The 26975-nt window shown below is 62.8% G+C and carries 25 protein-coding genes and 1 pseudogene; 14 read left to right on the plus strand and 12 right to left on the minus strand.

The annotated features are described in order from the left end of the window. Positions 1 to 4: 4 nt before the first annotated feature. The 5 genes from NMG80_RS31415 to NMG80_RS31435 all read left to right on the plus strand — a co-directional run bounded on the left by NMG80_RS31415 (position 5) and on the right by NMG80_RS31435 (position 3417). Positions 5 to 253, plus strand: a complete 249-nt coding sequence (locus tag NMG80_RS31415) for a DUF6290 family protein (protein WP_254021723.1) — start codon at positions 5 to 7, stop codon at positions 251 to 253. Next, positions 250 to 516: a type II toxin-antitoxin system RelE family toxin gene (locus NMG80_RS31420; protein ID WP_254021724.1), complete on the plus strand. Its 267-nt coding sequence runs from the start codon at positions 250 to 252 to the stop codon at positions 514 to 516. The genes NMG80_RS31415 and NMG80_RS31420 overlap by 4 nt, the downstream gene beginning before the upstream one ends. Beyond that, a complete protein-coding gene (tam, locus tag NMG80_RS31425) occupies positions 513 to 1307 on the plus strand; it encodes a trans-aconitate 2-methyltransferase (protein WP_254021725.1) in 795 nt (264 codons plus the stop codon). The genes NMG80_RS31420 and tam overlap by 4 nt, the downstream gene beginning before the upstream one ends. A gap of 234 nt (positions 1308 to 1541) precedes the next feature. Then, the gene (locus tag NMG80_RS31430; RefSeq protein ID WP_254021726.1) at positions 1542 to 2663 is read left to right on the plus strand and encodes a beta-ketoacyl-ACP synthase III; all 1122 of its coding nucleotides are present in this window, start codon (positions 1542 to 1544) and stop codon (positions 2661 to 2663) included. Between the two features lie 136 nt (positions 2664 to 2799). Beyond that, positions 2800 to 3417, plus strand: coding sequence for an MOSC domain-containing protein (locus NMG80_RS31435; protein WP_254021727.1), 618 nt, complete (start codon positions 2800 to 2802; stop codon positions 3415 to 3417). A 12-nt stretch (positions 3418 to 3429) separates the two neighbouring features. On the opposite strand, the gene NMG80_RS31440 is transcribed toward NMG80_RS31435, so the two are convergent. From NMG80_RS31440 to tsaA, 3 genes are all read right to left on the minus strand, one after another. Next, on the minus strand, positions 3430 to 4389 hold the full coding sequence (locus NMG80_RS31440) for an aminotransferase class IV (RefSeq protein ID WP_254021728.1): 960 nt from the start codon (positions 4387 to 4389) through the stop codon (positions 3430 to 3432). A gap of 102 nt (positions 4390 to 4491) precedes the next feature. Then, positions 4492 to 4803: a DUF2293 domain-containing protein gene (locus NMG80_RS31445; protein WP_254021729.1), complete on the minus strand. Its 312-nt coding sequence runs from the start codon at positions 4801 to 4803 to the stop codon at positions 4492 to 4494. Continuing rightward, the gene (gene tsaA, locus NMG80_RS31450) at positions 4800 to 5336 is read right to left on the minus strand and encodes a tRNA (N6-threonylcarbamoyladenosine(37)-N6)-methyltransferase TrmO (protein WP_254021730.1); all 537 of its coding nucleotides are present in this window, start codon (positions 5334 to 5336) and stop codon (positions 4800 to 4802) included. The genes NMG80_RS31445 and tsaA overlap by 4 nt, the downstream gene beginning before the upstream one ends. A 142-nt stretch (positions 5337 to 5478) precedes the next feature. On the opposite strand from tsaA, the gene NMG80_RS31455 reads away from it, so the two are divergent. Further along, positions 5479 to 6501, plus strand: coding sequence for an ArsR/SmtB family transcription factor (locus NMG80_RS31455; protein WP_254021731.1), 1023 nt, complete (start codon positions 5479 to 5481; stop codon positions 6499 to 6501). Then, complete coding sequence (gene metF, locus NMG80_RS31460; protein WP_254021732.1) at positions 6501 to 7418, plus strand: methylenetetrahydrofolate reductase [NAD(P)H]; 918 nt, start codon at positions 6501 to 6503, stop codon at positions 7416 to 7418. The genes NMG80_RS31455 and metF overlap by 1 nt, the downstream gene beginning before the upstream one ends. A 603-nt stretch (positions 7419 to 8021) precedes the next feature. On the opposite strand, the gene NMG80_RS31465 is transcribed toward metF, so the two are convergent. Beyond that, positions 8022 to 8939: a DMT family transporter gene (locus tag NMG80_RS31465; RefSeq protein ID WP_254021733.1), complete on the minus strand. Its 918-nt coding sequence runs from the start codon at positions 8937 to 8939 to the stop codon at positions 8022 to 8024. A 216-nt stretch (positions 8940 to 9155) separates the two neighbouring features. Here NMG80_RS31465 and NMG80_RS31470 point away from each other — a divergent pair, with 216 nt between their 5' ends. Beyond that, positions 9156 to 10376 (plus strand): alanine racemase, encoded by a 1221-nt coding sequence (locus tag NMG80_RS31470; RefSeq protein ID WP_254021734.1) that lies wholly within the window; start codon positions 9156 to 9158, stop codon positions 10374 to 10376. Between the two features lie 148 nt (positions 10377 to 10524). Further along, positions 10525 to 12072 (plus strand): acyl-CoA synthetase, encoded by a 1548-nt coding sequence (locus NMG80_RS31475; RefSeq protein ID WP_254021735.1) that lies wholly within the window; start codon positions 10525 to 10527, stop codon positions 12070 to 12072. 192 nt (positions 12073 to 12264) lie between these two features. Here NMG80_RS31475 and NMG80_RS31485 read toward each other — a convergent pair. Then, a pseudogene (locus NMG80_RS31485) lies at positions 12265 to 12995 on the minus strand (SDR family oxidoreductase). 128 nt (positions 12996 to 13123) lie between these two features. Between NMG80_RS31485 and NMG80_RS31490 the strand changes: the two are divergent. Then, positions 13124 to 14017: a LysR family transcriptional regulator gene (locus tag NMG80_RS31490; protein ID WP_254021737.1), complete on the plus strand. Its 894-nt coding sequence runs from the start codon at positions 13124 to 13126 to the stop codon at positions 14015 to 14017. Between the two features lie 167 nt (positions 14018 to 14184). On the opposite strand, the gene NMG80_RS31495 is transcribed toward NMG80_RS31490, so the two are convergent. Further along, complete coding sequence (locus tag NMG80_RS31495) at positions 14185 to 15375, minus strand: lytic murein transglycosylase (protein ID WP_254021738.1); 1191 nt, start codon at positions 15373 to 15375, stop codon at positions 14185 to 14187. A gap of 80 nt (positions 15376 to 15455) precedes the next feature. After that, positions 15456 to 16247, minus strand: coding sequence for a glycoside hydrolase family 25 protein (locus NMG80_RS31500; RefSeq protein ID WP_254021739.1), 792 nt, complete (start codon positions 16245 to 16247; stop codon positions 15456 to 15458). 311 nt (positions 16248 to 16558) lie between these two features. Here NMG80_RS31500 and NMG80_RS31505 point away from each other — a divergent pair, with 311 nt between their 5' ends. Then, a complete protein-coding gene (locus tag NMG80_RS31505; protein WP_254021740.1) occupies positions 16559 to 17938 on the plus strand; it encodes a serine hydrolase domain-containing protein in 1380 nt (459 codons plus the stop codon). A 35-nt stretch (positions 17939 to 17973) separates the two neighbouring features. On the opposite strand, the gene NMG80_RS31510 is transcribed toward NMG80_RS31505, so the two are convergent. The 5 genes from NMG80_RS31510 to NMG80_RS31530 all read right to left on the minus strand — a co-directional run bounded on the left by NMG80_RS31510 (position 17974) and on the right by NMG80_RS31530 (position 24618). Further along, positions 17974 to 18282, minus strand: a complete 309-nt coding sequence (locus tag NMG80_RS31510; RefSeq protein WP_254021741.1) for a HigA family addiction module antitoxin — start codon at positions 18280 to 18282, stop codon at positions 17974 to 17976. Positions 18283 to 18290: 8 nt separating this feature from the next. Beyond that, complete coding sequence (locus NMG80_RS31515; protein ID WP_254021742.1) at positions 18291 to 18587, minus strand: type II toxin-antitoxin system RelE/ParE family toxin; 297 nt, start codon at positions 18585 to 18587, stop codon at positions 18291 to 18293. 127 nt (positions 18588 to 18714) lie between these two features. After that, on the minus strand, positions 18715 to 19380 hold the full coding sequence (locus NMG80_RS31520; protein ID WP_254021743.1) for a class I SAM-dependent methyltransferase: 666 nt from the start codon (positions 19378 to 19380) through the stop codon (positions 18715 to 18717). After that, entirely contained in the window at positions 19377 to 20624 is a 1248-nt protein-coding gene (locus NMG80_RS31525) for a BtaA family protein (RefSeq protein WP_254021744.1), read from the minus strand. Before NMG80_RS31525 ends, NMG80_RS31520 begins: the two co-directional genes overlap by 4 nt. Before the next feature lie 118 nt (positions 20625 to 20742). Further along, on the minus strand, positions 20743 to 24618 hold the full coding sequence (locus NMG80_RS31530) for a hydantoinase B/oxoprolinase family protein (RefSeq protein WP_254021745.1): 3876 nt from the start codon (positions 24616 to 24618) through the stop codon (positions 20743 to 20745). A 199-nt stretch (positions 24619 to 24817) separates the two neighbouring features. Between NMG80_RS31530 and NMG80_RS31535 the strand changes: the two genes are divergently transcribed. From NMG80_RS31535 to NMG80_RS31545, 3 genes are all read left to right on the plus strand, one after another. Next, entirely contained in the window at positions 24818 to 25015 is a 198-nt protein-coding gene (locus NMG80_RS31535) for a hypothetical protein (RefSeq protein ID WP_202366999.1), read from the plus strand. 302 nt (positions 25016 to 25317) lie between these two features. Continuing rightward, the gene (locus NMG80_RS31540) at positions 25318 to 26037 is read left to right on the plus strand and encodes a J domain-containing protein (protein ID WP_254021746.1); all 720 of its coding nucleotides are present in this window, start codon (positions 25318 to 25320) and stop codon (positions 26035 to 26037) included. After that, a complete protein-coding gene (locus NMG80_RS31545; RefSeq protein ID WP_254021747.1) occupies positions 26034 to 26795 on the plus strand; it encodes an N-acetylmuramoyl-L-alanine amidase in 762 nt (253 codons plus the stop codon). Before NMG80_RS31540 ends, NMG80_RS31545 begins: the two co-directional genes overlap by 4 nt. Positions 26796 to 26975: the final 180 nt, after the last annotated feature.

The raw sequence follows: 26975 nt of genomic DNA on the forward strand, positions 1-26975 counted from the left end.
TGCCATGATCACGGTCAAATTGCCGCAAAAAGCCGAGAAGCTGCTGGCCGATATGGCGAGGGCCAGCGGCCGTACGATCGATCAGGTTGCAGTTGAAGCGATCCTCGAGACAATCGAGGATTGGCAGGACGCCAGAATTGCGGAGGAACGCTTTAGGGATGACGACGGTGCGCGCATTCCGTTGGAAGAGGTGATCCGGAAGCTTGAGCTTCGCGAAGCAGCGGAACGGCGTAAGAAACCTGCCGCTGAATGAATTGGCGCGTCGAGTTCACGCGGCAAGCCGAAAAAGACATCGAACGGCTTTCAACGAAAGACCAGCGGCGCATCCTCGAATTCCTGCATCAAAGAGTTTCGGAGCACCCCAATCCAAGGGCACTTGCCAAGCGCCTGACCGCGACCAAGCAAGAGGCCTGGCGTTTTCGCGTCGGCGACTACAGAATCATTGCCCAATTCGAGGATAGCCGGCTTGTGGTGCTGGTTGTGGAGGTCGGCTACCGGCGCGAGGTCTATCGATGAACAGCACTGCCGCAAAAGCAAAACCCGACTGGTCCGCCGCCCAATATCTCAAATTCGAGGACGAGCGCACGCGGCCGGCGCGCGATCTCGTCGCGCAGGTGCCGGTGGCGGCGCCGCGCCGGGTGGTCGATATCGGCTGCGGGCCGGGCAACTCGACCGAATTGCTGGTCGAGCGCTGGCCGAGCGCGCAGGTCAGCGGTTTGGACACCTCGCCTGACATGATCGAGAAGGCCAGGGCGCGTCTGCCGGAAGTGACCTTCGAACTGGCGGATGCGGCGGCGTGGCGGCCCCAAAAACCGGTCGACGTGATTTTCGCCAATGCGGTATTCCAGTGGCTGCCGGGGCATCCGGCGATCTTCCAGCGGCTGATGGGATTTTTGGCGCCCGGCGGCGCGCTTGCTGTGCAGATGCCCGACAATATGGGCGAGCCCTCGCACCGGCTGATGCGCGAGACGGCGGCCGAAATGCCGTTTGCCGAAAAGCTTAGGGGTGTTGCGCGCGGGCCGCTGCCGCCGGTGGCGTTCTATTACGATCTTTTGTCGCCGTTCTCCGACCGGCTCGACATCTGGCACACCGCCTACAATCATCCGCTGGCCGATGCCGGGGCAATCGTCGAGTGGCTGAAGTCGACGGGGCTGAAGCCGTTCCTCGATCCGCTCGACGAGGACGAGCGACGGTTTTTTCTCACGCGCTACACCGCGGGGATAACCGAAGCCTATCCGAAGACGGCGAACGGCAAGGTGCTGCTGCGCTTTCCCCGCCTGTTCATCCTCGCGCGGCGCGCTGCTTAGCACGTGTTTGCCACACGAGAGGCAGTGGCTGGGCTGGGCTTAATTCGGTTTCGCCACAATGCGCATTTCAGCCACGCAAGGTTGTGGTCTTTTGCCTCCGGCAAAGGTTATGGTCTTTTGCCTCAGGCCCTTGATTTAAGCCGGCATAAACTAGCTTGATGCGAATAATATTGCGCCGAACTCTCGCGGCGCCCACATCAAGCCGTAGCGCCTGCGCATGGGGACGAACTGAAAATGCATCGCGTCATCATCAGCGGCATCGGCGTTGAAATCCCCAAGCCTTCGATCACCAATGAGGAATTGGTCGACAGCTTCAATGCCTGGGTCGAGATGGAAAATGTCCGCCGCCAGGCTTCGGGCGAGACGCTGCTGCAGAAATCGGACAGCGCCTTCATCGTCCATGCTTCGGGCGTGCAGACGCGCCATGTGATCGAGCGGGAAGGCATTCTCGACCCGACCCGCATGGCGCCGCGCATTCCGGCGCGGCCGGACGATGCGCTGTCGCTGGAAGCCGAGTTCGGCATCGCATCGGCCAGGAAAGCGCTCGACCATGCCGGCCTGGAGCCATCTGATATCGACCTGGTGATCTGCTCGGCCTCGCATCACCAGCGGCCGTATCCGGCGATCGCCATCGAGATGCAGCAGGCGATGGGCACGACGGGCGCCGGTTTCGACATGGGCCTTGGCTGCTCGTCGGCGGCAGCGGCGTTGCATATTGCGGTCAATCTGGTGCGGGCGGGCGCACACAGGCGCGTGCTGGTGACGACGCCCGAGATCATCACCGGCCATCTCAATTTCCGCGACCGGCAGACGCATTTCATCTTCGGCGATGCCTCGGTCTCGATGGTCGTCGAGGGGCTTGCCCAGGGCGACAAGCGGCCGGGACGTTTCGAGGTGCTCGACACCCGGACCTGGACGCAGATGTCCAACAACATCCGCACCAATCTCGGCTATTACACGCGCACCGCCCAGGACGATCCGTATATGATCAACCTGGAAGGCAACCTGATCAAGCAGGTCGGCAACAAGGTGTTCAAGGAAGTCACCGTCGCCGGGCACAAGTTCATCGTCGAGTTCCTGGCCGAGCATGGGCTGACGCCGCAAGCGATCCGGCGCTTCTGGCTGCATCAGGCCAATGCCCGGATGAATGCCATGATCCTGAAGCTGTCGTTCGGCCACGAGGTCGGCCATGATCGCGCGCCGATGGTGCTGGAGCGCCTCGGCAACACCGCCGGCGCCGGTGCGGTCGTCGCCTTGTCGGAAAACCACGCCGACATGAACGCCGGCGACTATGGCCTGCTCTGCGCCTTCGGCGCCGGCTATTCCATCGGCGGGGCGTTGTTGCGCATGCTCTGATTGGCGCGAACGGCACTCCATTGGTGGGCGCCGGTGCAATCGCATCAGTCTGCTTGATTGGAGCATCAGTGCTTTCGACTGGACCTGATGAGCTCGCTGCGGCTAATTGCTTTGCATCACGCACGGAGCGAAGCCTATGCTGGACCTCTTCCCCGAGACGGTAAACCCTGTCGAAATCATCCCGGCGCGGAAACTTGCCGCGCGGGTGGCCGCGCTTTTCGTCGCGCCATCAGATCATTTCGAGACACGCGCGGTGGATGAATTGCGGCTTGGCTTCGACGGCATCGATGGCGATTTCCACGCCGGCGCGACGCGGCGCTCCGGCGGGCGCGAGCCCTGGTATCCACGCGGCACCGAGATGCGCAACGAGCGGCAGCTGTCGATCGTGGCCGCGGACGAGCTGGCGACCGTCGCCCGGCGGATGGCCATCGCCGAGATCAAGCCGCAGTGGATCGGTGCCAATCTGTTGATTGAAGGTCTCCCGCATCTCTCGATGCTGCCGTCCGGCACGCAGCTGTTCTTCAAAGGAGGCGTCACCGTCAAGGTCGACGCGCAGAACGGACCATGCCGCATCGCTGGGCGATCGGTCGCCGAAAATGCCGGAATGGCCGACCACGAAGCCGGCGCGCTGTTGTTCCCGAAGGCGGCAAAACGGTTGCGCGGCCTTGTCGCCTGGGTGGAAAAACCAGGCCGCATCACCACCGGCGAGGAGATTTCGGTGCGTGTGCCCGAGCAGTGGATTTATCGGACCTGAGGCCAGGGATGGTCAGGGATGGCGCACCGGGCTGCACCAGGCCGGGTCTTCGTGCTTTTGCCAATAGATCGCCATGAGGCGCCTGGTAATCGCGCCGACCTTGCGGTCCGCGACCGGAACACCGTCGATCATCGTCACCGGCATGATGCCGCCGGCGGTCGAGGCGATGAAGACCTCATCGGACTGACGCAGCGCAGCGACGCTGACATCGGCCGCTGCGACCGCAAGCCCTGCCTCCGCGCAGAGATCGAAGACAGTGCGGCGGGTGATGCCTGGCAGCACGCCGACAGCCGGCGTCGACAGTTTGCCGTCATCCACGCAAAAGACGTTGAAGCCGGGGCCTTCCGCGACATTGCCGTTGAAATCGAGGAGCAGCGCGGTCTCGGCGCCGCGGTCATAGGCGTCGTAGAGGCCTCGCACCAGGTCGAGCCACTGGTAGTTCTTGATTGTCGGGTCGACCGAGGCTGGTGGGATGCGCACCTTGTCGCTGATCGCCACATGCAGGCCGCGCTGCAATTGCTCGGCATTGGCGACCGAGCCGAAGGGAACGGCGAACGCCATGAAGCGGTTGACCGCGTCGCGCGGGTCGCGGCTGAAGGTTGGCGAGGCGCCGCGCGTGCACAGCATCTCGACATAAGCGGCGCGATGACCCGACAGCGCCACACAGTTGTGGAGGATTTCGGCCACGCCATCGCGGTCGAATGGGATCGTCATGTGCAGCTTTTCCAGCCCGCCGAAGAAGCGATCGAGATGTAGATCGAGGCGGAAGAAACGACCGTCCCAGACATGCACCGTGTCGTAGGTGGCGTCGGAATGCAGGAAGCCCCAATCCAACACCGAGATCTTGGCTTGCGACATCGACAGATACTGCCCGTCGAGGAAGGCAACACCATCGGGGTAGGAGTGCGGGTCTATGTGACGGGCGGAGAGCGAGGGCAGTGGTTTGGCGTGCGGATCGATCAAGTTGCTCATCACGTCCTCCGTCAGGTCGTCTTCGTCGAGACGCGATAGAGCGCTGCGGCGGTTGGCACAAGACACAGGCGAAGGTTCCGGACCCGCCATCGGGGTATCTGGTTATTCCTCACCGTCATCCTCGAGCAGACGTGTGGCGCGCCAGCGGGTCAGCACGATGTTTGTCTGTTCCATGACGAAGAAGCGCGCCGAGTCGCGGTCATAGCCTTCGGCCAGCAGTTTTTCGTAGTCGGTGTGCACATGACGGATGTGGGCTATTGTCGCCAGCCATACGGCAATGCTCGGCGGCAAGCTCTTCATATGCACTGCGCCGGCGTCGGCGCGGATCTTCTCCATGTCGGCATAGGGCGCCAGCGGCAAAAGCGCTGTCAGCGCCTTGGCGATGGCGCGGCGGCGGCCGGTCGGCGCGCTCATTGCCCCTCCCGTCCTGGCATGACCTGTCCGGGCTCGTCCCGTCCGGCAATGGTCGCGTCGGCAAAGGCATCGGTCGAGGCGAAATAAGGCTTGATGTCGATCACCGGCGTGCCGTCGAGCACGTCGATGGCATCGAGATCGATACGGCCCGTGTCCCTGTCGAGGGCGACGAGCCTGGCGATATGCAACCCGACCGGGTTCGGCCGGGCCGGGGAGCGCAGCGAAAAAACGCCCTTCGGTTCAGGCGCATGACGGGGTTTCTTAACAATCAGGGTCCGCGGCGCGTGGTGCAGCCAGGACAGGACGATGACGTGGCTGGCGCGTTCAAGCCCGAGCAGGCCCTCGCGATAAGGCTGGTCGATCGTGAGAACCGCCGGCTGTCCCGTTTCCCGCGCGGCTTTCATATTCTTGGGGCAAGTTTCCCGCGTGGTCCAGGGCGAGGCGATGCGGCCGATGAAGACGACATGGCCGTCCGGCGGCATATCGGCTGGATCAGTTTCCAGAAGCTTTTCGCCGCTGCGCTTTTCGAACATGGTTTTCGCCCCGATCCTGCTTCCGGCAGTGCGCGAACCGCCACGCATGCGTCATTTTCTTGTCCGGGAGCGACATAGCGCTTGCAAGCCTATCAAAATCGACATAAACATATGTTTATATCTTTTCAAAGAGAATGCTCGCATGCATGTCGCGCTCGACACCATGGTAGATACATTGAAGGCGGCGGCCGAATCCAGCCGGTTGCGCATCCTGGCGTTGCTGTCGCGCGGCGACCTCACCGTTTCCGATCTCACCGAAATCCTCGGCCAGTCGCAGCCGCGTGTCTCGCGACACCTGAAGCTTTTGCTGGAGGCGGGACTGATCGGCCGCTATCAGGAGGGCTCATGGGCCTTCTTCCGGCTGTCGGATTCGGATGCGGCGCGGGACTTCGTGCTCAGGCTGGTCGCCGGCATCCGGGGCGCCGATCCGCAGGTCGAGCGTGACCTCGAGCGGTTGGCGGCGGTCAAGCGCAAGCGGCAGGATCGCGCCGCCGAATATTTCTCCGTAAATGCCGCAAGCTGGGACCACATCCGCTCGCTGCATGTGCCGGACCGCGCCGTGGAGGCAGCGCTGCTCAAGCTCGTCGGCAAGCGGCCGTTCCAGTCGATGCTCGACCTTGGCACCGGCACCGGGCGGCTGCTCGAGATCTTTTCGCCGCTCTACCGGCGCGGCATCGGCATCGACATGTCGCGCGAGATGCTGACGGTGGCGCGCGCCAATCTCGACAAGGCCGGCATTTCGAATGCGCAGGTGCGCCAGGGCGACATTTTTGCGCCGCCGGTCGAGCGCGACGCCTTCGACCTCGTCACCATCCACCAGGTGCTGCACTATCTCGACGATCCTGCCCGCGCCATCCGCGAGGCAGCAAGGCTGCTGCGTCCGGCAGGCCGGCTGGTGATCGTGGATTTCGCTCCGCATTCGCTGGAATTCCTGCGCGACGTCCACGCGCATGTGCGGCTCGGCTTTTCCGACCGGCAGATCACCGAATGGTTTTCCGAGGCCGGGCTTGACCTCGAGGAGAGCCAGGAATTCGAGCCGCGCGCCGGCAATGAGCCCAGGCTCACCGTAAAACTGTGGCTCGGCCGTGACCAGCGCATGCTGATCGCCGATCCTTCCAACCACGCACAACCGGCCAGTGCCTATCCGATAGGGGAAACCGCCTGATGAACCAGTTCCGCTTTTCCCGCCGCCCTGACATTGGCGACAAGATCAGGGTTTCGTTCGAGTTCTTCCCACCGAAGAGCGACGAGATGGAAGCAAGGCTGTGGGACACAGTTACCCGGCTGCAGCCGCTCAAGCCGAAATTCGTCTCCGTCACCTATGGAGCCGGCGGCTCGACCCGCGAGCGCACGGCGCGCACGGTCAAGCGCATCCTCAACGAAACGGCGCTGACGCCGGCGGCGCACATGACGTGCGTCGATGCGGCGCGTCACGAGGTCGATGAAGTCATTCAGGAATTCGCCGACATGGGTGTCACCCGCTTCGTCGCCCTGCGCGGCGATCCGGCCGAGGGCGTGGGCGCCGCCTATCGTCCGCATCCGGACGGCTATGCCAATGGCGCCGAACTGGTTGGGGCGCTGAAAGGTGTCGGCGATTTCGACGTCTCGGTCTCCGCCTATCCGGAAAAACATCCGGAGAGCCCGGATTTCGCCACCGATATCGATATGCTGAAGCGCAAGGTCGACAATGGCGCGACGCGGGCGATCACCCAGTTCTTCTTCGACAATGACCTCTACGAGCGCTATGTCGAGCGGGCGCGGCGGGCGGGCATCTACATACCGATCGTGCCGGGCATATTGCCGGTCCACAATTTTACCCAGGTCGCCAATTTCTCGGCGCGTTGCGGTGCGCTGGTGCCGGCGTGGATGGCCGAGCGCTTCGACGGGCTGCAGACGGACCCGCAGACGCATGCACTGGTGGCGTCCGCGGTGGCGGCCGAGCAGGTGCTGGACCTTGTCGAGCGCGGCGTCGGCGATTTTCATTTCTACACCATGAACCGGGCCGATCTGGTCTTCGCCGTCTGCCATATGATCGGCATCCGCTCGCATGAGGCTGAAGCGGCGGGTTCCGCCGCGGCGTAAGTCCTGTCAAATCTGGGGATGCAAAAAAGGCCGGGTAAAAACCCGGCCTTTTCAATGACTTGGACTATTCAGTGCTGATCTTCCGTCGCTTTGGCGGGTCTATGGAAGAAAGCCCATAGTCAGCGCCCCGATGAATGCAAACGCAGCACAAATCATCAATGCGTTGATTGGCCTCGTGAGTCCCATGTCATAGCCTCCTCTTAAAGAGCTATGGCCAGAGTCTAGGGGCATTTTTGCCACAGGCAAGCGGAAACTATGCTGCAATGCGACGATATTGTGGAATTTACGACAGGCTATTTGCCGTTAGGCATTGAAACTCTTCGGCAAAATCCCGCTTCGGCCCTGTGCAAAAAATGTGACGAAGCTGGGGCAAGGATGGATATGGCAGCGCTACCGTCGCCGAAAGTCGGAATCGATTTCGGGTCGATGCGAAGATTCGGACGCGTTGGAGCGTCGTTTGCGCGTCTGATTGGATGCGAAGCTCTCAAGCGTGTCGCACCTGGGAAGCGACGCGCCTGGGGTTGTTGTTCAGATGCATGTCGTTATTCAAAAGCCGTTACGCACCCTCGGTTCAAGCCCGAGGTGTGCTTTGGGCGACATGCATCAGCGTCGGCCGAACAGGCGACCGTCGATGGTGACGAGGCCGAGCGCGATCAGCGCCATGCCGCCGAGTTCGAACAATTCGAGCCGTTCGCCCAGGAACAGAAAGCCGAGCAGGATCGCACTGGCCGGCACGATGAGCGTGACCAGCGAGGCGTTGGTGGCGCCGGCCGAGGCGACAAGGTTGAAATAGAGGATGTAGGCGAAGGCGGTGGACAAAAGGGCCAGCGCCAACACCGCGGCCCAGACCGGCGGCGAGGCCGAAAACAGATTGGCAGTGCCGTGGCCAAGCAGCACGATCGGGATCATGATGATGGTCGAGGCGGTCAATTGTCCAGTGGCGATGACCGGTGACGGCACGCCCTTGAAGCGGCGGGCGATCATCAGGGCCAGCGCATAGGACAGCGAGGCGCCGACCAGCGCGAATTTCGCCCAGACCGGCCCGCCCAGCCCGGCAAGCAGGCCGGGACCGATCATCACCGCCGTGCCGACGATGCCGAGCGCGATCCCGGCAAGCTTGTTCCAGGAGAGTTTTTCGTCTGATGTCAGCGCGTTGGCGAGGATCAATGTCCAGAACGGCGTCGTCGAATTGAGGACCGAGGCGACACCCGCGCCAAGCTCGGTCTGGCCGGCGAAGATCAGCGAGAACGGAATGACGTTGTTGACGAGCGCCAGCAGGAAGAACAGGCCGGCATGCGGCAAGGCGAGGCGGAAGGACGGACCGCGCAGGCCGAGATAGAGCTGCAGCGCCAGCGCGGCGATGGCGACGCGAAACAGCACCAGCACCAGCGGCGGAATCTCGGCAACCGCAATGCGGGCAAAGAAGAACGAGCCACCCCAGATCGCACCGAGCAGCAGAAGCTGTGCCCAGTCTTTCAGGGCCATGGGTCCGCGCATTGCCGTCGTCGTTGTGATCGCCATGGATTTCCTCCCAGATGGCTCTGAATGCCAAGCCAATCAGGTGTCTGTTCAGGCCATAGCCTGTTCGATGGCAAGGGCCACCCGAAACCAGATCGGTGGGCTAGCATTCCCTCATCTGCCGTAGCGCCGCAGCGTCAAGGGTGCGAGACACAGAATTGTTTTCATTCACGCATAGGTTGGATTAATTGTGCGCAGTCTAGGTCAAGGGATTCGTCCATGCAGCGATTCGAAAATGCGCGCGAAGCGGCGCTGGCGCTTCGCCCGGACGATCCGATCTATTGCTTTCGCCCGCAGGTGCTGAAGGCAGACGCCAGGCAGTTCATGGGGATGTTTCCCGGCAGGACCGCCTATGCGGTCAAGACCAACGGCGAGCAGATCGTCCTGAAGGCGCTGGTTGAGGCCGGCGTCGGCGCTTTCGACGTGGCCTCGCCCGGCGAATTCGCCGCCGTGCGCGCGGTCGCGCCGGACGCCGAGATGCTCTACATGCATCCGGTCAAGGCCCAGTCGGACATCAAGCTGGCGCTGGAGAAATATGGCATACGCGTCATCTCGCTTGACCATGAGGACGAGATCACCAAGCTGACCCGCGTGGTGCGGGCGCTCGATATCGATCCGGGTGCGATCACCGTGTTCGTGCGCATCCAGACCAAAGGATCGGCCGCCTACGAACTGTCGAAGAAATTCGGCGCCGGACCGGCCAATGCGGTCGAACTGGCCGAACGGCTGAACCGGACGGGCTACAAGGTCGGCTTGTGCTTCCATGTCGGCAGCCAGATCGAAGATCCCGACACCTATGAGCGGGCGCTGGCCTCGGCCGACTGGGTGCGCAACCGCGTCAGCTTCGACATTGCCGGGCTCGACGTTGGTGGCGGTTTTCCCGCCGAATACGGCCATGATCCCAACCGCAAGCAGATCGAGATGCCGTCGCTCGGCCAGATCATGTCGCGGCTGTCGGGCGATCTGAAGGAATACCAGTTCGACCAGATGCCGCTGGTGGCGGAGCCGGGCAGGGTGATCGTGGCGCGCTGCTTGTCGCTGATCGTGCGCGTGTTGCTGCGCAAGGGCAAGCGGCTCTACATCAATGACGGCATCTGGGCGTCGCTGTCGGATTCATGGACCGGCAAGATCACGCTGCCGGCGCGCTTCATTCCAGACCCGGCGATCCGCTCGCGCAACGGCGAGGAGAAGACCATCGTGCCGTTCAAGGTGTGCGGCGCAACCTGCGATTCCGTCGACATCCTGTCGCGGCCGTTCTGGCTGCCGGAAACGGTCGATACCGGCGACTGGATCGAGATCGGCCATATCGGCGCCTATTCGCTGTCGCTGAGGACACGGTTCAACGGCTTCTATCCCGACACCTTCGTCGAGGTGACGACGCCGTTCGACGAGGGCGATGCGCCGCAGGGGTTCGCCAGCCTGGAGACGATGGCGGATTGAGGCGTGAACTCATAAACCGTTACCGGGCGGCCGCGTACGGACGTCTGCTTTCGATTTGAAGGTGCTTCTTCACGACTGTCTCTACGTCGCAGAAGTGCTAAATGCAGACACGTTGTCGAACCTAAGCCCATGTGCAACATAGACCAGAATGTCCACATGCCACCATGACTGGATCGCCCATCATGCCGCCCGTCGGCCGGAGGCGCTCGCGGCGGTAAATCTGGAAAACGGCCGCCGCCTCACCTACCGCATGTTTGATCGGCGAATCGCGACCCTGGCGCGGCACCTGCAGGAGGCCTGCGCCGTCTCGCCCGGCGTGCGCGTAGCGCTGCTGGCGCACAATTCGACAGACACGTTTGAGCTACAATTCGCCTGCTTCCGTCTCGGCGCCATTTTTGTCCCGCTCAACTGGCGGCTGGCGCTTCCGGAACTGGACGCCATCATCGGCGATTGCACCCCCGCTGTGCTCATCTACGACCCCGAGTTTGCCGATGTCGCCGATGAGCTGACGCGCCGTCACGGCATCGTGCATCGCCTGCTGCGCGGTCCAGAGAAGAGCCCCTACGAGCGCGCCATCGCCGCGGCGCAGCCGCTCGCAGCGCCACACCGGCTCACGCATGACGCCGTCTGCACGATACTCTACACCTCAGGCACGACAGGCGTGGCCAAGGGATCCATCGCGACCCACGGCATGAACTTCTGGAACGCAATGAACTGCATTGGCGTGGCCGTGCTGTCGCCGCAGACCGTGCTGCTCTGCGTCCTGCCATTATTTCACGCGGCTGGCCTCAACATCTACGCAAATCCCACCTTCTATGCCGGCGGCACTGTCGCGGTGACACGGCGCTTCGATGCCGGCGAGGCGCTGCGGCAGCTGGCCGATCCGATGCTTGGCGTGACGCATCTGCACGGCGTGCCGGCGCATTACCAGGCCATGGCGGCGCACGCGGATTTCGCCGCGGCTGACCTCTCCAACGTCGTGGGTGCCTTCGTCGGCGCGGCGCCCGTTCCCGTCCCGCTCCTCGATACCTGGCGGCGCAAAGGTGTAGTACTCAGACAGAACTACGGCATGACCGAGACAGGTCCGCTGATCCTCAATCTCGAGGCGGCGGATGCTGCGCGCAAGGTGGACTCGGCCGGCAAGCCCGTCATGCACGTCGAAGTGCGCGTGGTGGCCGATGCGGCGCGCGATGCAGCCCTGGGCGAGGTCGGCGAGCTCTGGGTCCGTGGTCCCGCCGTCACGCCGGGCTATTGGAACCAGCCGGAAGCGACGCGCGCCGCCTTCGCCGAGGGCGGCTGGTTGCGCACCGGCGATGCCGTGCGGGTCGACGAGGAGGGTTTTGTCACGATCGTCGATCGCTGGAAAGACATGTACGTCTCCGGTGGCGAGAACGTCTATCCAGCCGAAGTCGAAAATGTTCTCTACAGCCATCCTGAGGTGGCCGAGGCGGCAGTGATAGGTGTGCCCGATTCGCGCTGGGGCGAGGTGGGCTGCGCCATCGTAGTGAGAAAGAATGGCGCGGCGGTCACAGAGGCCGAGCTGCTGGCACACTGCGCCACCGCCTTGGCGCGCTACAAGGTTCCGCGCACGGCGATGTTCGTGGAAGCTCTGCCCCGCAGCGCGGTCGGCAAAGTGCATAAGCCTACGCTGCGGCACCAGTTCCGAAGTGCTGTCTCTGGGGATTCGCAAACATAGCGCGATCATTCTCCCGGTCGAAATCGGGCGGACGTCCGCTCTGGGGTCATTCTCGTTGGTTCGGGGCTTTGCGACGAGTTTGAGTGCGGCGACATAGTTCTCGGGTTGCCGTAACCAGAGATCGATCTCGATCTCGGCTTTTGCCGTCGCACTCAACGACGTTTGTGGGTTTGGGGCATAGGCTGCGGTCGGTCAGGCCACGCCGCCGCCGGCCTGGATGTTCTCGCCGGTCACCCAGCGGGCCTCGTCGGAGGCGAGGAAAACCGCGACATCGGCGACGTCGCGCGGCGCTCCGATCCTGCCGAAGGGCGACATGCCGGCAGCCACAGCCCGGTCCCGCTCCGGAAGCAAGTCGGTGTCGGTAAAGCCCGGGGAAAGCGCATTCACGGTGACGGAGCGCGGCCCGAGCTCGCGCGAGAGGACGCGGACGAACTGCTCGACAGCTCCTTTGCTGCCGAGATAAGGGCGGTCTGGGTGAAGAACATCCTGGTTCCACCGGTGGAAACCGCGATGATGCGGCCACCGTCGCGCACGCGGCGCGCCGCTTCCTGAAGCGTGAAGAAGGTGCCTTTGGCATTGGCGCCGAAGACGTGGTCGAAGTCGGCTTCGGTAGCCTCGACCAGCGGCTTTATGACGGCGACGCCGACATTGGCGACAACGATGTCAATCGTCCCAATCTGCTTCTCGGTTTCATCGAACAGCCGGCGAATGTCGGAAACGCTGGAGATATCGGCCTGAATGGCGACGGCCTTGCCGCCATTCTCGCGGATGGCAGCAACAGCTTCCTGGGCGGCTTTCTCGTTGCCGAGATAGTTGACGACCACGGCCGCCCCGTGTGTCGCGAGCCCCTCGGCGATGGCGCGTCCGATGCCGCGCGAACTGCCGGTCACGAGCGCGATTTTGCCTTCAAGCGAATGATACATTGCTGTCCCTTTCTCGTCTGGCTACGGCCGTTCCAAATCAGCCGGCGGTTCCATGTCGAAGTTAGGGGCATGCTATTGCTCAGATAATAGCCTATGATCGAACAGGCTTGTTAAATCTGGGGTACATATTGCGCGGGGCCGAGTTTTCCGAGCTGAAGGCGTTCGCGACGATCGTCGAGGAAGGCAGCTTTGTCCGCGCCGCGGCCAGGCTCAGGGTTTCGCCGCCGGCACTTAGCCAGACGATACGCGTGCTGGAAGAACGTGTCGGTGTCCGGCTGCTCAACCGCACGACCCGCAGCGTGTCGCCGACCGCAGCAGGCGAAACGCTGTTTGCCCGCCTCGCACCGGCATTCAATGAACTCGAAGGGGCTGTCGCCGACGCGCATGCATCACGCGATCGACCGGCAGGCTCGCTGCGCATCAATGTTCCGCTCATCGCCGCCATGCGCTTCATCGTGCCCATGCTCGGCGATTTCCGCCGCGCCTATCCCGACATTGCCCTCACCATTATCGTCGACGACACGCTGACCGATATTGTCGAGGGACGATTCGATGCCGGAATCCGGCTTGGTGAGCGGCTGCATAAGGACATGGTGGCGGTGAAACTCAGCGGGGAGCTGGAGATGGCTGCGGTGGCGGCGCCCAGCTATCTCGAGGATCACCCCATACCCCGTCATCCCGCCGACCTGCATCATCACCAATGCATCAATTTCCAGTGGCCCGGTGGCGGCAACATCTATCGATGGGAGTTCGCGCGAGGCCAGCGCGCTTTCGAAATAGCCGTGAACGGCGGTCTGACTGTTAACGACACGGAACTGATGATCAGGGCGGCCCTGGATGGGATCGGCGTGGCTTACATGCTGGATTACCAGGTTCGGCCGTGGATCGAAACCGGCAAGCTCATCCGTTTTCTCGAAGCCTGGTCGCCCAGATTTCCGGGCTTTTATCTATATCATACGAGCTCCCGGCAGGTTCCGCCGGCCTTGCGTGTGTTTATCGACTTCCTGCTTGCCAGGCGGTGAAGTGGGAATGGTGAATAGTGATGAATAGTGAATAGTGAATAGTGAATAGTGAATAGTGAATAGTGAATAGTGAATAGTGAATAGTGAATAGTCAGTAGTCAGTAGTCAGTATTCAGTAGTGAATATCTAATTCCATTCACCATTCACCATTCACCATTCACTATTCACTATTCACTATCCTGCAGCTTCCCCAAAAGCTCCGGTGTCGGCCAGCCGTCGACCGGCAGGCCTAGCCGCATCTGCTCCTTGCGGATCGCCTCGCGGGTGTTGGTGCCCAGGATGCCGTCGACTGTTCCCACGTCATAGCCTCTGGCCTCGAGCTTTGTCTGCAATGCCCTCATCTGGTCGCCGTTGAGGCCGGGTTCGGGATTGCGCGGGTCGAATTGCGGCGCACCCGCCAGCCGCGCGGCGAGATTTGCCGCGGTCAGCGCATAGGTGAAGGACTGGTTCCATTCGAGGTAGACGTCGAAATTGTCGTAGACCAGGAAGGCCGGCCCGTTGCGACCCATAGGCAGTGCGACGCCTGCCTTCAGGCCGTTGTCGACAAGCGGCGTGCCGTTCGGGTTGGTGACACCCCACTGAGCCCATTGCGTCAGCGGCAGCTTGTTGGTGCGGCCTGTCTGGTCCCATGGCAAGTCGTCGGGCACGCGGACTTCCTCGATCCAAGGCTGGTCGCGTTTCCAGCCGCGCGACATGATCTTGTTGGCCGTGGTCATGATCACATCAGGCGCGCTGCCGCGCAGGTCGATCACTTCGTCGCCGTCGCCGTCGACGCCTCGGCCGAGATAGTCGGAAGGCAGCATCTGCGTCTGGCCGATTTCGCCCGCCCAGGCGCCGGTGACGTCGGCCGGGACCACGCCGCGGTCGATCAGCGTCAACAATGGCACGATCTGGGGCCGGAAGAGCTGCGGGCGACGACAGTCATGGGAGAGCGTGACCAATGCGTTCAGCGTGTGGAAATCGCCCTGCACGGCGCCGAAATCGGTTTCCAGCGCCCAGAAGGCGGCAATGACCGGGGCCTGGATGCCGAATTCGCGATCGGCGCGGGCAAACACGTCGGCATATTTCTTTAAGATGACGGCGCCTTGCTTCAGCCGATAGGCCGATATCATGCGGTTCGAAAACTCGATGAAGGTCTGGGTAAACACGCCTTGGGCGCGATCGCGCGCCAGCACCTTTCCATCGAGTGCGGCGGTTTCCAGCGCCTCAAGTCCGGCAGTGCCGACGCCGGCGTTCTTCGCATCGGCCGCAACGCCCTGCTTCCACGCCGCGAAATCGCCGCCGCATTGCTGTGCCACCGCCGGCGCCGCCGTGGCGGCCAGAAACAGCGCCGCGAGAATTTCCAAGCGCAATCGCATCGCCATCCTCCCGAGAAGATTACCGGCGGTTGCAGGCGTCCTTCATTGGCTGTGTCGAAAAGCAGGCTGCAGGCCCGCTGTCAACGGGTGTTCTGCCGCAGCCATTTGTTCCAGGTGGCTTCCGTGCCGTTGAACACGTTGATATCGGCCTTCCCGGAGATGCCCGGCACAATACCGGTTCCGGTGTACTGCCAGAAGGTGAACGGGTGGCTGCCGTATCTCTTGCGCGGGTGGCCGGCCACCGAACGCAGCCAGTAGGGATAGCCGCGGAAGGCCGACAGGCCGTTGTCGTCGAAGAAATCGATCGAGGTGTAGATGATCGGCTTCTTGCCATAGTGCTTTTCGACGATTTCGAGGAAAGTGCTCATTTCGCTGCGCACCGTGGCCGCATTGGGGCGCAGCTTGCAGGTCGGCGATTGCGGGTTCCATTCCATGTCGAGAACGGGCGGCATTGCCGACCGGTCTCTGGGCACGTTCTGGATGAACCAGCGCGCCTGCGTCGCGGCCGGTGTGCAAAAATAGTAGAAATGATAGGCCGCGCGCGGAATTCCGGCGGCTTTCGTGCGGCTCCAATGCTCGTTGAAATACGCGTCGAAGCGATCGCCACCTTCCGTCGCCTTGATGAAAACGAAGGAAATGCCGCTGGCCCTGGCCGCTGGCCAATCGACCGAGGTCTGGTATTTGGAGACGTCGGTGCCATGAACGGCATAGCTCCACGGCGCGCCGCTGTCCCACTCATGCGGGTCGGAGTCGTCAAAACGGGGTGCGCGCACCGCAACGGTCGGGGTGCTCGATGAGGGAGGCGCAAGATCGTCGACGGTCGAGCAGGCGCCCAGCAGCGTCAGCATGATGAAAGCCGCGAAACGGCGCATCGCTACTCCTGAACCGGTTTCAGCCGGCCGCTGATGGGTTGTTGCTGCAGGTGGTCCCTCGACCGTGCCCCCAAGCGATCGCCCCACAGGACCGCTCTCCTATCTTAAGACGCGCCGCAACGGCGCGCCTTAATCGTTGTTTTTATGCATGTCGTTTGTCCCAAAACGGCTGCGCACTTTTGGGCGACATGCATCAGTGATCGCTGATCATAGTTGATATTCCGTTGACAGCGCTCGACCAGAACCGCGATTTTGCCGAAGCAATGACGGCAAATCGATGACATAGATGAGCGTCCGGGGGGAGTCGGAAAATGCAGATTGCTCTGAGGCTGGTGAAGTGGCTGCTCGGGCTGGCCGTATTGGCGGTCGCAGCACTCGCCGCCTGGCTTTACATCGCGCCGCCGGAACTGATCCGCGTCGGCTCGGGCTATACGGCCAAGATCGTCTGCTCGAACGTCTTCATCGCCGGACGCGATGCCGATCAGGTGCTCGCCGTCGACGTGCAGGCGCCGGGCCATCCACTGCTCAGGCTGATGAGGGTCTCCGTCGACAAGGAGCAGGGCACGGTCTCGGCAGGTCTATTCGGCGTGTTCGGCAAGAGCGTCGCGGTCGTTCGTGACGGGCTCGGCTGTACGGCGGTTCCGGACGGCAATATCGCCGCGGCAAAGGCGGTCACCGGGCCGGCGCTGACACCGGCACCACCGCTCGACGCGCTCTGGCCGGACGGCGACAGGGTCGACGCCTCGCAGAACCCCGAAATCGCGAAAATCCTCGACGATCCTGCAATGACCGGCGCCGGTATGCGGGCGGTGGTGGTGGTCAAGAACGGCCGCATCGTCGTCGAGCGTTATGCCGACGGCTTTTCCGAGAAGACGCCACTGCTTGGCTGGTCGATGACCAAGACGGTAAATGCCGTAATCGTCGGCACGGTGGTGAAGGAAAGCAAGATGGTGATGACGAACCAGGGCCTGTTCGGACCCTGGAAGGCGGACGGCCGCGCCGCCATCAGTGTCGCCGATATGATGGCGATGTCGAGCGGGCTGGAGTTCGACGAGGATTATGGCGATGTCACCGACGTGACGCGGATGCTCTATCTCGAGCCTGATATGGCGGGCTTCGCCGGATCCAAGTTGCTGACCGGCGAGGTGGGCAAGGTTTTTTCCTATTCGAGCGGCACGGCGGTGATGCTGTCGCGGCTCTGGCAGGACGCGATCGGCGACAAGGACGAGGCGCTGGCGTGGCCACGGGTCGCATTGTTCGACCCGCTCGGCATGCAGAGCGCGGTACTGGAGGCCGACGAGCATGGCACCTTCGTCGGCTCGTCCTACCTCTACGCCACCGCCCGCGACTGGGCGCGCTTCGGCCAATTCCTGCTGCAGGACGGTGTCTGGAACGGCCAGCAGATCCTGCCTGCCGGCTTCGTCGCCTGGATGCGGGAAGCAGCACCGGCCTCGAAAGTCTACGGCAGGGGCCAGGTCTGGATCGAGGGGCCGGGCGACGAGGAGAGCCCCGGCGCCGGCATCGCTGCGGGCCTGCCAAGGGATACCTATTGGATGGAAGGCCATGACGGGCAGGCGATCGCCGTCATCCCCTCGGAGCAGCTTGTGGTGGTGCGGCTCGGCCTGACGCCGGCCAAGCTCGGCTACCGGCCGCAGATCATGCTGGCAGCGCTGGTGAAGGCGCTGCATTAGAATTAGAGGAGTGCGGCGGTCGCTCGCCGCAGAGCCTATGCAGCTGTCGCCAAAGGCCTTGCACGATCAACCCGCGCCCGCTCGTCGGGCGAATTCATAACCGCCCAAAGATCGCTGCGGCGTTGGACGTTCAACCAGAAATCCGGGCTGTTACCAAACACCCGCGCCAGAATGAGCGCGGTTGCCGCCGTCACATTGCGGCGATCGTTGCACAATTCGTTCACATGCTTGCGCTGGACGCCCATGGCTTCGGCCAAAGTCGCCTGTGTCAGGCCGAGTGGCTGCATGAATTCTTCGGTAAGAATTTCGCCAACCGTTGCTGGTTTGCGTGCCGTCATCAACATGTCTCACCTCACTTATAACCGTGGTCGTCGAGATATATGTCCGACGCCTCACCCCGGCCACCATCCCAGCGGAAGACCAGCCGCCATTGTTTGTTGACACGGATCGAATGGAAGACTTCGAGATTGCCGCGAAATTTCACGAAATGGTTGCTGGGCGGCACACGCAAATCCTGATCGATCGCTGCGTCGTCAATCAACTGGAGCTTGCGGAATAAGCGGCTTTCGAGATCGGACGGAATGTTGCGGGAGTGAGTCTCGTCCACGAAGAAGGCCCGCAGCCATAGGTCTCTAAAGCCTATGATCATCCCATGCTTCCAGCGATGAGCTGATGTACCACTCCTTGGGTCATATGGCAATGTGATTTAGCCGAGTTCAACCCGCCTCACTGAGGAGTTGGAGCAGCCTTCCTGCGCCAGAAATCAGAGCATGCTACTAGACGGCGATCTTGGTGACGGCCAGCCAGGTGTAACCGCGATAGAGCGTTCTAAACCGAAGGGTTGCGCCGACTCTTGCAGATTCGGATTGCAGGACGTCCCGCAGGGATTGACGCGGCTCGACATGGAATTTTCTTAGCCAGCCGCGCAGCAACGTGCGGAACCAGCGGGGCAGGGCTTCCTGCTGGCCGAAATCGACGACGTGCAGCGAGCCGCCGGGTGACAAGGCCGCAAGTGCCGCGGAAACCGTCTTCTCCCAGCCGGGGATCATCGACAGCGAATAGGAGACAAAAATACGATCGAAACTTTCGACGGAGAATAACGCTTTCGCGTCGAAATCGGTGGCGTCGCCGCGCGCCAGCTTGACGCGGCCGGACAGGCCTTCGCGGGCAATGGCAGCAGTGGCCGTTTCCAGCATTTCGGCCGAAATATCGAGACCGAAGAAGCGGGCGTCGGGATGGCGGCGGGCGGCAAGGACGATGTTGCGGCCGGTGCCGCAGCCAAGCTCGAGCACGGTGCCGCCGGCCGGCACATCCAGCCCTGATATCAGCCGGTCGCGGCCGAGCAGGTAATATTTGCGGGTCAGGTCGTAGATGTGGCGCTGCCAGCGGTAGACGCCGTCCATCAGTTCGCCGTGCCCGGCCGGCAGTTCGGTCGCGCTCATGCGGACTGCTTCACATAGAGGTGGAAGCCGCCATAGATGGCCGAACGGTCGCGGGCGGAGAATTCGCGCGAGGCCCCGTCCGCATAGCTCCACTGGTCGAGCAGCGACTTCGAGACCCGGCCGGGCAACAGGCTGGGTTCGGCCGCGGTGCGGAAGATGACGCGGGCATCGGTCGACGCGGTGCGGGTGATCTCGGCCCACAGCGCATTGAGCTGGTCGTCGGTCATCCAGTCCTGCGCGTCGAGCAGGACGAAGCGGTCGACGGAACCGGCATCCTTGTCGGCAAGGAATTGGATCAGATTGGCATGGTGGATGGCGACACGGTCGACATTGTTGCGGATCGCCTGGTAGTTGCGTTTTTCGAGATAGGCAGGCAACGCCGCCTCGCCGGGATTGGGGTAGCGGCGGGCAAAAGCCTGCCAGGCGAAATAGTTGTTCTCTAGCGGAAAATCGCAGGCGAGCTTTTCCAGCCGGGCCTTCAGCACGCTGGCCATGGTGCCGTCGCCCGAGGTGATCAGCGAATCGTACTGCGCCGGCGGAATGCCGAGGCCGAACAGCGAGGCTTTTCGCGATGTTGCCCATTTCAGCAGCGGTTTTTCGAAGACCGGCGCCAGCTCCTCGTCGAAGAAGCGGCGCTGGTCGGCCAGGCTTTTGGCTTCCATGATGCCGGCCGGATCGACGCCGAAGAATTTGGCGGTGCGGTGGCCCATGGCAATGAACAGGCCGAGCAGGCCGGTCTGGTAGAAGTTGCGATCGAAGACGGCGATGCGCCGGCGCCGGCGCCAGTTGCGATGTTCCCAGTAATGGCGGCTGATCGGGTCGAGATGCGGCGCGATGAAACGGTCGTAGGCTTGCGAATTGTGACGGGTCTCGGCAGCGCCGAAGAAACGAAACAGGTCACCCTGCGACGGCAGATGGCGCACCGCTTCGAGCTTCATGCGGTTGAGCGCGATATGGGCGGCGTTGAGATCGACGGCGTCGATCCGTTCCGGTGAGCGGGTGAGATAGGCAAGGATGTTGCAGCCGCCCGAGGCGATGGTGACGACGCGGTGGCCGTGGCCAAGCTGCATCGCCTCCATGTCGACGTCGGGGTCTTCCCAGATCTGCGGATAGACGAGGCCGGAAAACAGCAAGGCGAAGAGCCGCTCTGAGAGGCCGGCCTTAGACAGCGGGCGGTTCTGGTAGACGGCCTTGCCAACTTCCTTGCCGCGGCGAAAAACCAGTTCTCCGGAAACATCCGTCATGACAAGGCGATTCCCCGTTTGCTCTGGCGCAAGCGGGTAGCGCAGGTGGATGACAGGCCGGTGACAGTCGGAGGCATCGATAATTCTACTCCGGCGGAGCGAATTCTGGATGCCTCCTTTAGGAGCGGCCAAATCCGCCCGGCGTCGGCGTCGTCACGATGACGGCTTCGCCGGCCTCGAGCACCGTCTGGTCGCAAGCCTCCAGGACTTCGATGCGGCCATCCTTGCGGCGGACCTTGGTCGAGCCGACCTCGCCATCGCCGCCGCCGTCCAGGCCCTGCGGCGGGCGGTTGCGATGTGAGGACAGGATCGCGCATTCCATCTTTTCGAGGAAACGGATGGTGCGCTCGGTGCCGTCGCCGGCCCTCCATTTGCCTTTGCCGCCGGAGCCTTCGCGGATGTGGAAATCCTCGAGCAGGACGGGGAAGCGCAATTCCAGCACTTCCGGGTCGGTCAGGCGCGAATTGGTCATGTGGGTGTGGACGCCGGAGGTGCCGGCAAAGCCGCGACCGTTGTTCATCCGGCCTGCCGGCGAGCCGGAGCAGATCGTCTCGTAATACTGGTACTGCTTGTTACCGAAGGTAAGGTTGTTCATCGTGCCTTGCGCATTGGCCATCGCGCCCATGGCGCCGAACAGCGCATTGGTGACATGCTGCGAGGTCTCGACATTGCCGGCGACGACCGCGGCCGGGTAGGTCGGCTTCAGCATGCAACCCTCGGGAATGATGATGTTGATCGGTCTCAGACACCCGGCATTCATCGGGATCATGTCCTCGACCATGACGCGGAAGACATAGAGCACGGCTGCGCGGGCGACCGGCTCGGGGGCGTTGAAGTTATTCTTCGTGACCGGCGATGTGCCAGTGAAGTCGACGGTCGCCTCGCGCTTTTGCCGGTCGACCGATATCTTCACCTTGATGACCTGGCCGGTGTCGGTCGGATACTCGTACACCGAGCTGTCGGGCAACCGCTCCAGCACGCGGCGCACGCTTTCGGCGGCATTGTCCTGGACATGCCCCATATAGGCTTCGACCACGCCAAGGCCGAAATGCGCGACCATCTCGCGCAGCTCGGCAACGCCCTTTTCATTGGCGGCAATCTGCGCCTTGAGGTCGGCGATGTTCTGGTGCGGATTGCGTGCCGGGTAGGGGTGGTCGGTGAGCAGCGTCTCCAGTTCCCTCTCGCGGAACCGGCCGCGATCGACGATGCGGAAATTGTCGAACAGCACGCCTTCCTCGTCGACGGTGGTGGCGAGCGGCGTCATCGAGCCGGGCGCCGTGCCGCCGATATCGGCATGATGGCCGCGCGAAGCGACGTAGAAGAGGATCTCCTCCCCCCTTGAGGGGGAGGTGCCGCCGAAGGCGGCGGTGGGGGTCTCCTCAGAAGGCACCGCCGGGACGTCGAACCCAGTCGAGCCGACCCCACCCGGCGGCTTCGCCGCCACCCTCCCCTCAAGAGGGAAGGAAAAGACCGGCGTCACCACGGTGATGTCAGGCAGATGCGTGCCGCCATTATAAGGCGCATTCAGTGCAAAGACGTCGCCGGGGTGGATGTCGCCGGAGTTGAGCCGGATGATGGTTTCCACCGAACGGTCCATGGAGCCGAGATGCACCGGCATGTGCGGCGCGTTGGCGACCAGCGCACCATTCCGGTCGAAGACGGCACAGGAGAAATCGAGCCGTTCCTTGATGTTGACCGAATAGGCGGTGTTTTGCAGCGTCACGCCCATCTGTTCGGCGATCGACATGAACAAATTGTTGAACACCTCCAGCATGACCGGATCGGCCTCGGTGCCGAGCGCCGCCAGTCGGCGCTTTTTCTCGATGCGACGCAGGAGCACGTGGTTCTTGGCGGTGATTTCGGCCTGCCAGCCCGGCTCGACGATGATGGTCTGGTTTGGCTCGATGACCAGGGCAGGGCCGGCAACCTTGTGCCCCGGTTTGAGCGCCTCGCGGCGGAAAATGCCGGCGTCGCGCCAGGTGCCGTCGACGAAGATTTGCCGATTTTCCGAAGGGCTTGCGGCGATGTCCTCAAGGATTGAATCACTTTCCTCGCGGCCGGCGCCGCCGCTGTCGATGCCTTCGACGCCGACTGATTCCACGATCATCGGCTTGTCGTCATAGACGAAGCCGAACTGCGCCTTGTGGGCGACTTCGAAATCCGTCTTGGCGCGTGCGATCGAACCGTGCTCGAAATTCACCGGCAGCGCGGTGTCGGTGCCGTCGTAGCGGACCTGCAACACCGGTTTCGAGGCGACGGTGTCCGCGGCGATACCTTGTGCGGCAAGCTCGTCGATGACGGCTTTTCGCAATGTCGCGATGAGTTCGTCGATTGCCGGGCTGGACACTTCCGCGAGCGGTTTCAGCAGCGCCTGCTGGCGCGACGAAAAAATCGAGGACAATCCAATGCCATAGGCCGACAGCAGGCCGGAGAAGGGATGGATCAGCACCGCCTCCATGCCGAGTGCGTCGGCAACGAGGCAGGCGTGCTGGCCGCCGGCGCCGCCAAAACAGTTCAAGAGATATTCGGTGACGTCGTAGCCGCGCTGCACGGAAATCTTTTTGATGGCGTTGGCCATGTTTTCGACGGCGATGGTGACGAACCCTTCGGCCACCGCCTCCGGCGTGCGGCCGTCGCCGATTTCGGCGGCGAGTGCTGCGAATTTCTCGCGCACGGTTTGCACGTCGAGCGGCTCGTTCTGGCCGGGTCCAAAAATGGCCGGGAAGAAGTCGGGCTGCAGCTTGCCCAGCATGACATTGGCGTCGGTGACGGCCAGCGGGCCGCCGCGCCGGTAGGCGGCCGGGCCTGGATTGGCGCCGGCCGAATCCGGCCCGGCGCGGAAGCGCCCGGCCTCGTAGTGCAGGATCGAGCCGCCGCCGGCGGCGACGGTGTGAATGCGCATCATCGGCGCGCGGATGCGCACGCCGGCAACCTCGGTGTCGAAGGCGCGCTCATAGCCGCCGTCATAATGGGCGACGTCGGTCGAGGTGCCGCCCATGTCGAAGCCGATGACCTTGTCGAAACCGGCGAGCTTTGCTGTCTCGACCATGCCGACGACGCCGCCGGCCGGACCGGACAGCAACGCGTCCTTGCCCTGGAACATATCGGCGGCGGTAAGGCCGCCGGACGACATCATGAACATGAGGCGAGGGGATTCCCTCCCGCTTGAGGGGAGGGTGGCGGCGAAGCCGCCGGGTGGGGTCGATGCGGCAGTGCTCGACGTTCCTTCAGGCCTCACGCTGCCTCGGGCGACCCCCTCTGGCCGCTGGGCGGCCATCTCCCCCTCAAGGGGGGAGAGGACGCCAAGTTCACCTGCCACCCTCTGCACATAGCGCGACAGAATCGGCGACAAATAAGCGTCGACCACGGTCGTGTCGCCGCGGCCGACCAGCTTGATGAGCGGCGAAACCTCGTGACTGACCGAGATCTGCGAAAACCCCAGTTTCCTGCAGACTTTTGCAACCGCCTTTTCGTGGTCGGGATATTTCCAGGCATGCATGAACACGATCGCCACCGCGTCGATGCCGTCGACCCTGGCCTGTTCGATGGCCGGGCGCATGGCGGCGATGTCGAGCAGCCTTTCGACGCGGCCGTCGGCGCGCACGCGCTCGTCGACCTCGATGACGCGCTCGTTGAGCTGTTCGGGAAGGATGATCTCCTTGGCGAAGATATCGGGCCGCGCCTGATAGGCGATCCTCAGCGCGTCGCGAAATCCCCTGGTGATGAGCAGCAGCACACGGTCGCCCTTGCGCTCCAGAAGCGCGTTGGTGGCAACGGTGGTGCCCATCTTGATGTCGCCGATCAAGCCGGATGGGATCGGCGCGCCGGGTTTTAGCCCGAGCAGATCGCGAATGCCCTGGATGGCGGCGTCGGCATAGGCTTCAGGATTCTCGGAGAGCAGCTTGCGCGGGTGCAGCCCGCCTTGCGGGTCCCGGCCGATGACATCGGTGAAGGTGCCGCCGCGGTCGATCCAGAAATCCCATTTGGCGGTCACGGCAGCTCTCCCGGGCATTTTATTGATTCACATGTGCTAATTCGCCATGGTTTGGTGTTAATTCGCCATGGCTTCGCCGGCAACGCAAAAGCAGATGATGTTACATACGGAAACGCAACGTTATGAAACCCATGGGCACTTGGTGCATTGTGCCCTCGATCGTCACCGGTAGCGGGGGCGTGATTAGAGGAGAGATGTCATGAAGAAACTCATTCTTGCGTCGGTTTCGGCGCTTGCCCTGCTTGGCGTTGCGGCTTGCAGTGACAGCGGCACGGGCGGGGACGCCACCACCACGCAGAGCACCAATCCGCCGGCGAACGAACAGCCGATGCAGCCGGCTCCTGACGCGACCAAGCCGGCCGAGCCGGCTCCGGCACAGCCTGCGCCGGCGCAGTAGTTCTTATGTGATGAACAGAAGGCCGGCATCGTGCCGGCCTTCTGACTTCAGGACATGCTGCTTGCGGCCGCCGCCGCAAGCGCCGATTCAGTTTTGGCCCAGCAGAATGGGCCGAAATGGCGAGGTAACGAAGGTTTGCAGTTTCGCGCGCTATGGCCACTGCTGCCTGCTAAGTTCCATGATCGACGGTTGCGCCAGCTGCTCAGGCGGCCGCGAAATCGGCTGGGCCGGCCCTGCGGCATTGTCTTCGCTTGATGGCGGTGGGCTTGATAGCGCTGGCCGGTTAGCCCTAATAGGTGCCCATGTCGATTTGGGATCGCCTCGGCGAATTCATCACGCGCGTCTCGTCCTCAACCTCGTCCGGCGTCGCCGACGTGGTCGAGGCCGTGCGCACGGTTTTCTCCGGCGATCCTGATCTGCGCCGACGCGTTGCCTTCTCGGTGGCGATGATCGCGCTGTCGGCCAAGATGGCCAAGGCCGACGGCATCGTCACCCAGGACGAGGTGCGCGCCTTCCAGCAGATATTCGAAGTGCCGAAGGAGCAGACGCGCAATGTGGCGCGTCTCTACGATCTGGCCAAGCGCGACATCGCCGGCTTCGAGACCTATGCCGCGCGGATGGCGCAGCTTTGCGGCTCCGGGCATTCGAACTGCGCGATGCTGGAGGATATCCTCGACGGGCTGTTCCACATCGCCAAGGCCGACGGGTTGGTTCACGAGCGTGAAGGCCAGTTCCTGCATCGCATCGCCGAGATCTTCCGGATCGAGGAGGCGCATTACCAGAGCATTCTGGCCCGGCACGTCGACCTGGGTGCGGCCGATCCCTATGTCGTGCTCGGCATCGAGCGGGGAAAAACCTTCGAGGAGGTCCGGAAGCGTTACCGCAAGCTGGTTTCGGACAACCATCCCGACCGGCTGATCGCACGCGGCCTGCCGCAGGAATTCATCAAGATCGCAACCAGCAGGATAGCGGCGATCAACGCGGCCTATGAGATGATCGAACGGGGCTTGCGGCACGCATGAGCGGCTTCCTGCCCGACGAGCCGAGCGCCGAGGTAAGGGTATCGCCGAATTTCGGTCCACGACGCGACACGGCCGACATGATCGTGCTGCACTACACGGGCATGGAGACCGGCGCCGGCGCCGAAGCATGGCTGTGCGATCCGGCCAGCGAGGTTTCGTCGCACTACCTCGTCCATGAGGACGGCCGCATCGTCCAAATGGTCAGGGAAAGCAACCGTGCCTGGCATGCCGGCAAGAGTTCCTGGTTCGGACGCAGCGACATCAACTCCTGTTCAGTCGGCATCGAGATCGTCAATCCGGGGCATTCGCTGGGCTATCGGAATTTTCCGAAACGGCAGATCGATGCCGTGATCGGACTGTGCAAGGGGGTTGTTCAGCGCCATTCCATCCCAGCTCAACGGGTGCTCGCCCATTCCGACGTGGCGCCGGCACGCAAGATCGACCCGGGCGAGAGATTCCCCTGGAAGGCGCTGTTCGAGGCCGGTGTCGGCCATCTCGTCGAAGCGGCACCGCTCACGCGCGGCGCGGTGCTGAAGGCCGGCGACGCGTCTGTCGAGGTCGAGGCGTTGCAGTCGATGCTGGCGCTCTACGGTTATGGCGTGGAGATATCAGGCGCTTTCGACCGGCAAACCGAAATCGTGGTCGAGGCTTTCCAGAGGCATTTCCGGCAACGCAAAGTGGATGGCGTGGCCGACGGATCGACAATTCGCACGCTGGAACGGCTGCTTGGCTCGGTGGGGGCAGTTCCGTCCAAGTAGTCTTTTCCTGGCTGTAAGTTACAGCTTGTCACTTAAAGTGACTTGCCTCGCCTTTTTTGCCGCCAATTCGGCCGTCAAAGGCGATCCGTGCAAGTTGTCGGACCTACAGCCTCCCAAATGTTCCGACGTTGATTGGCGTAGCTGCGTGAAGTTCTTCGCGCGGTTCAAACAGAACAGGAT

It is taken from the genome of Mesorhizobium escarrei (assembly GCF_935825525.1).
In the GTDB taxonomy this organism is placed as follows: Bacteria; Pseudomonadota; Alphaproteobacteria; order Rhizobiales; family Rhizobiaceae; genus Mesorhizobium; species Mesorhizobium escarrei.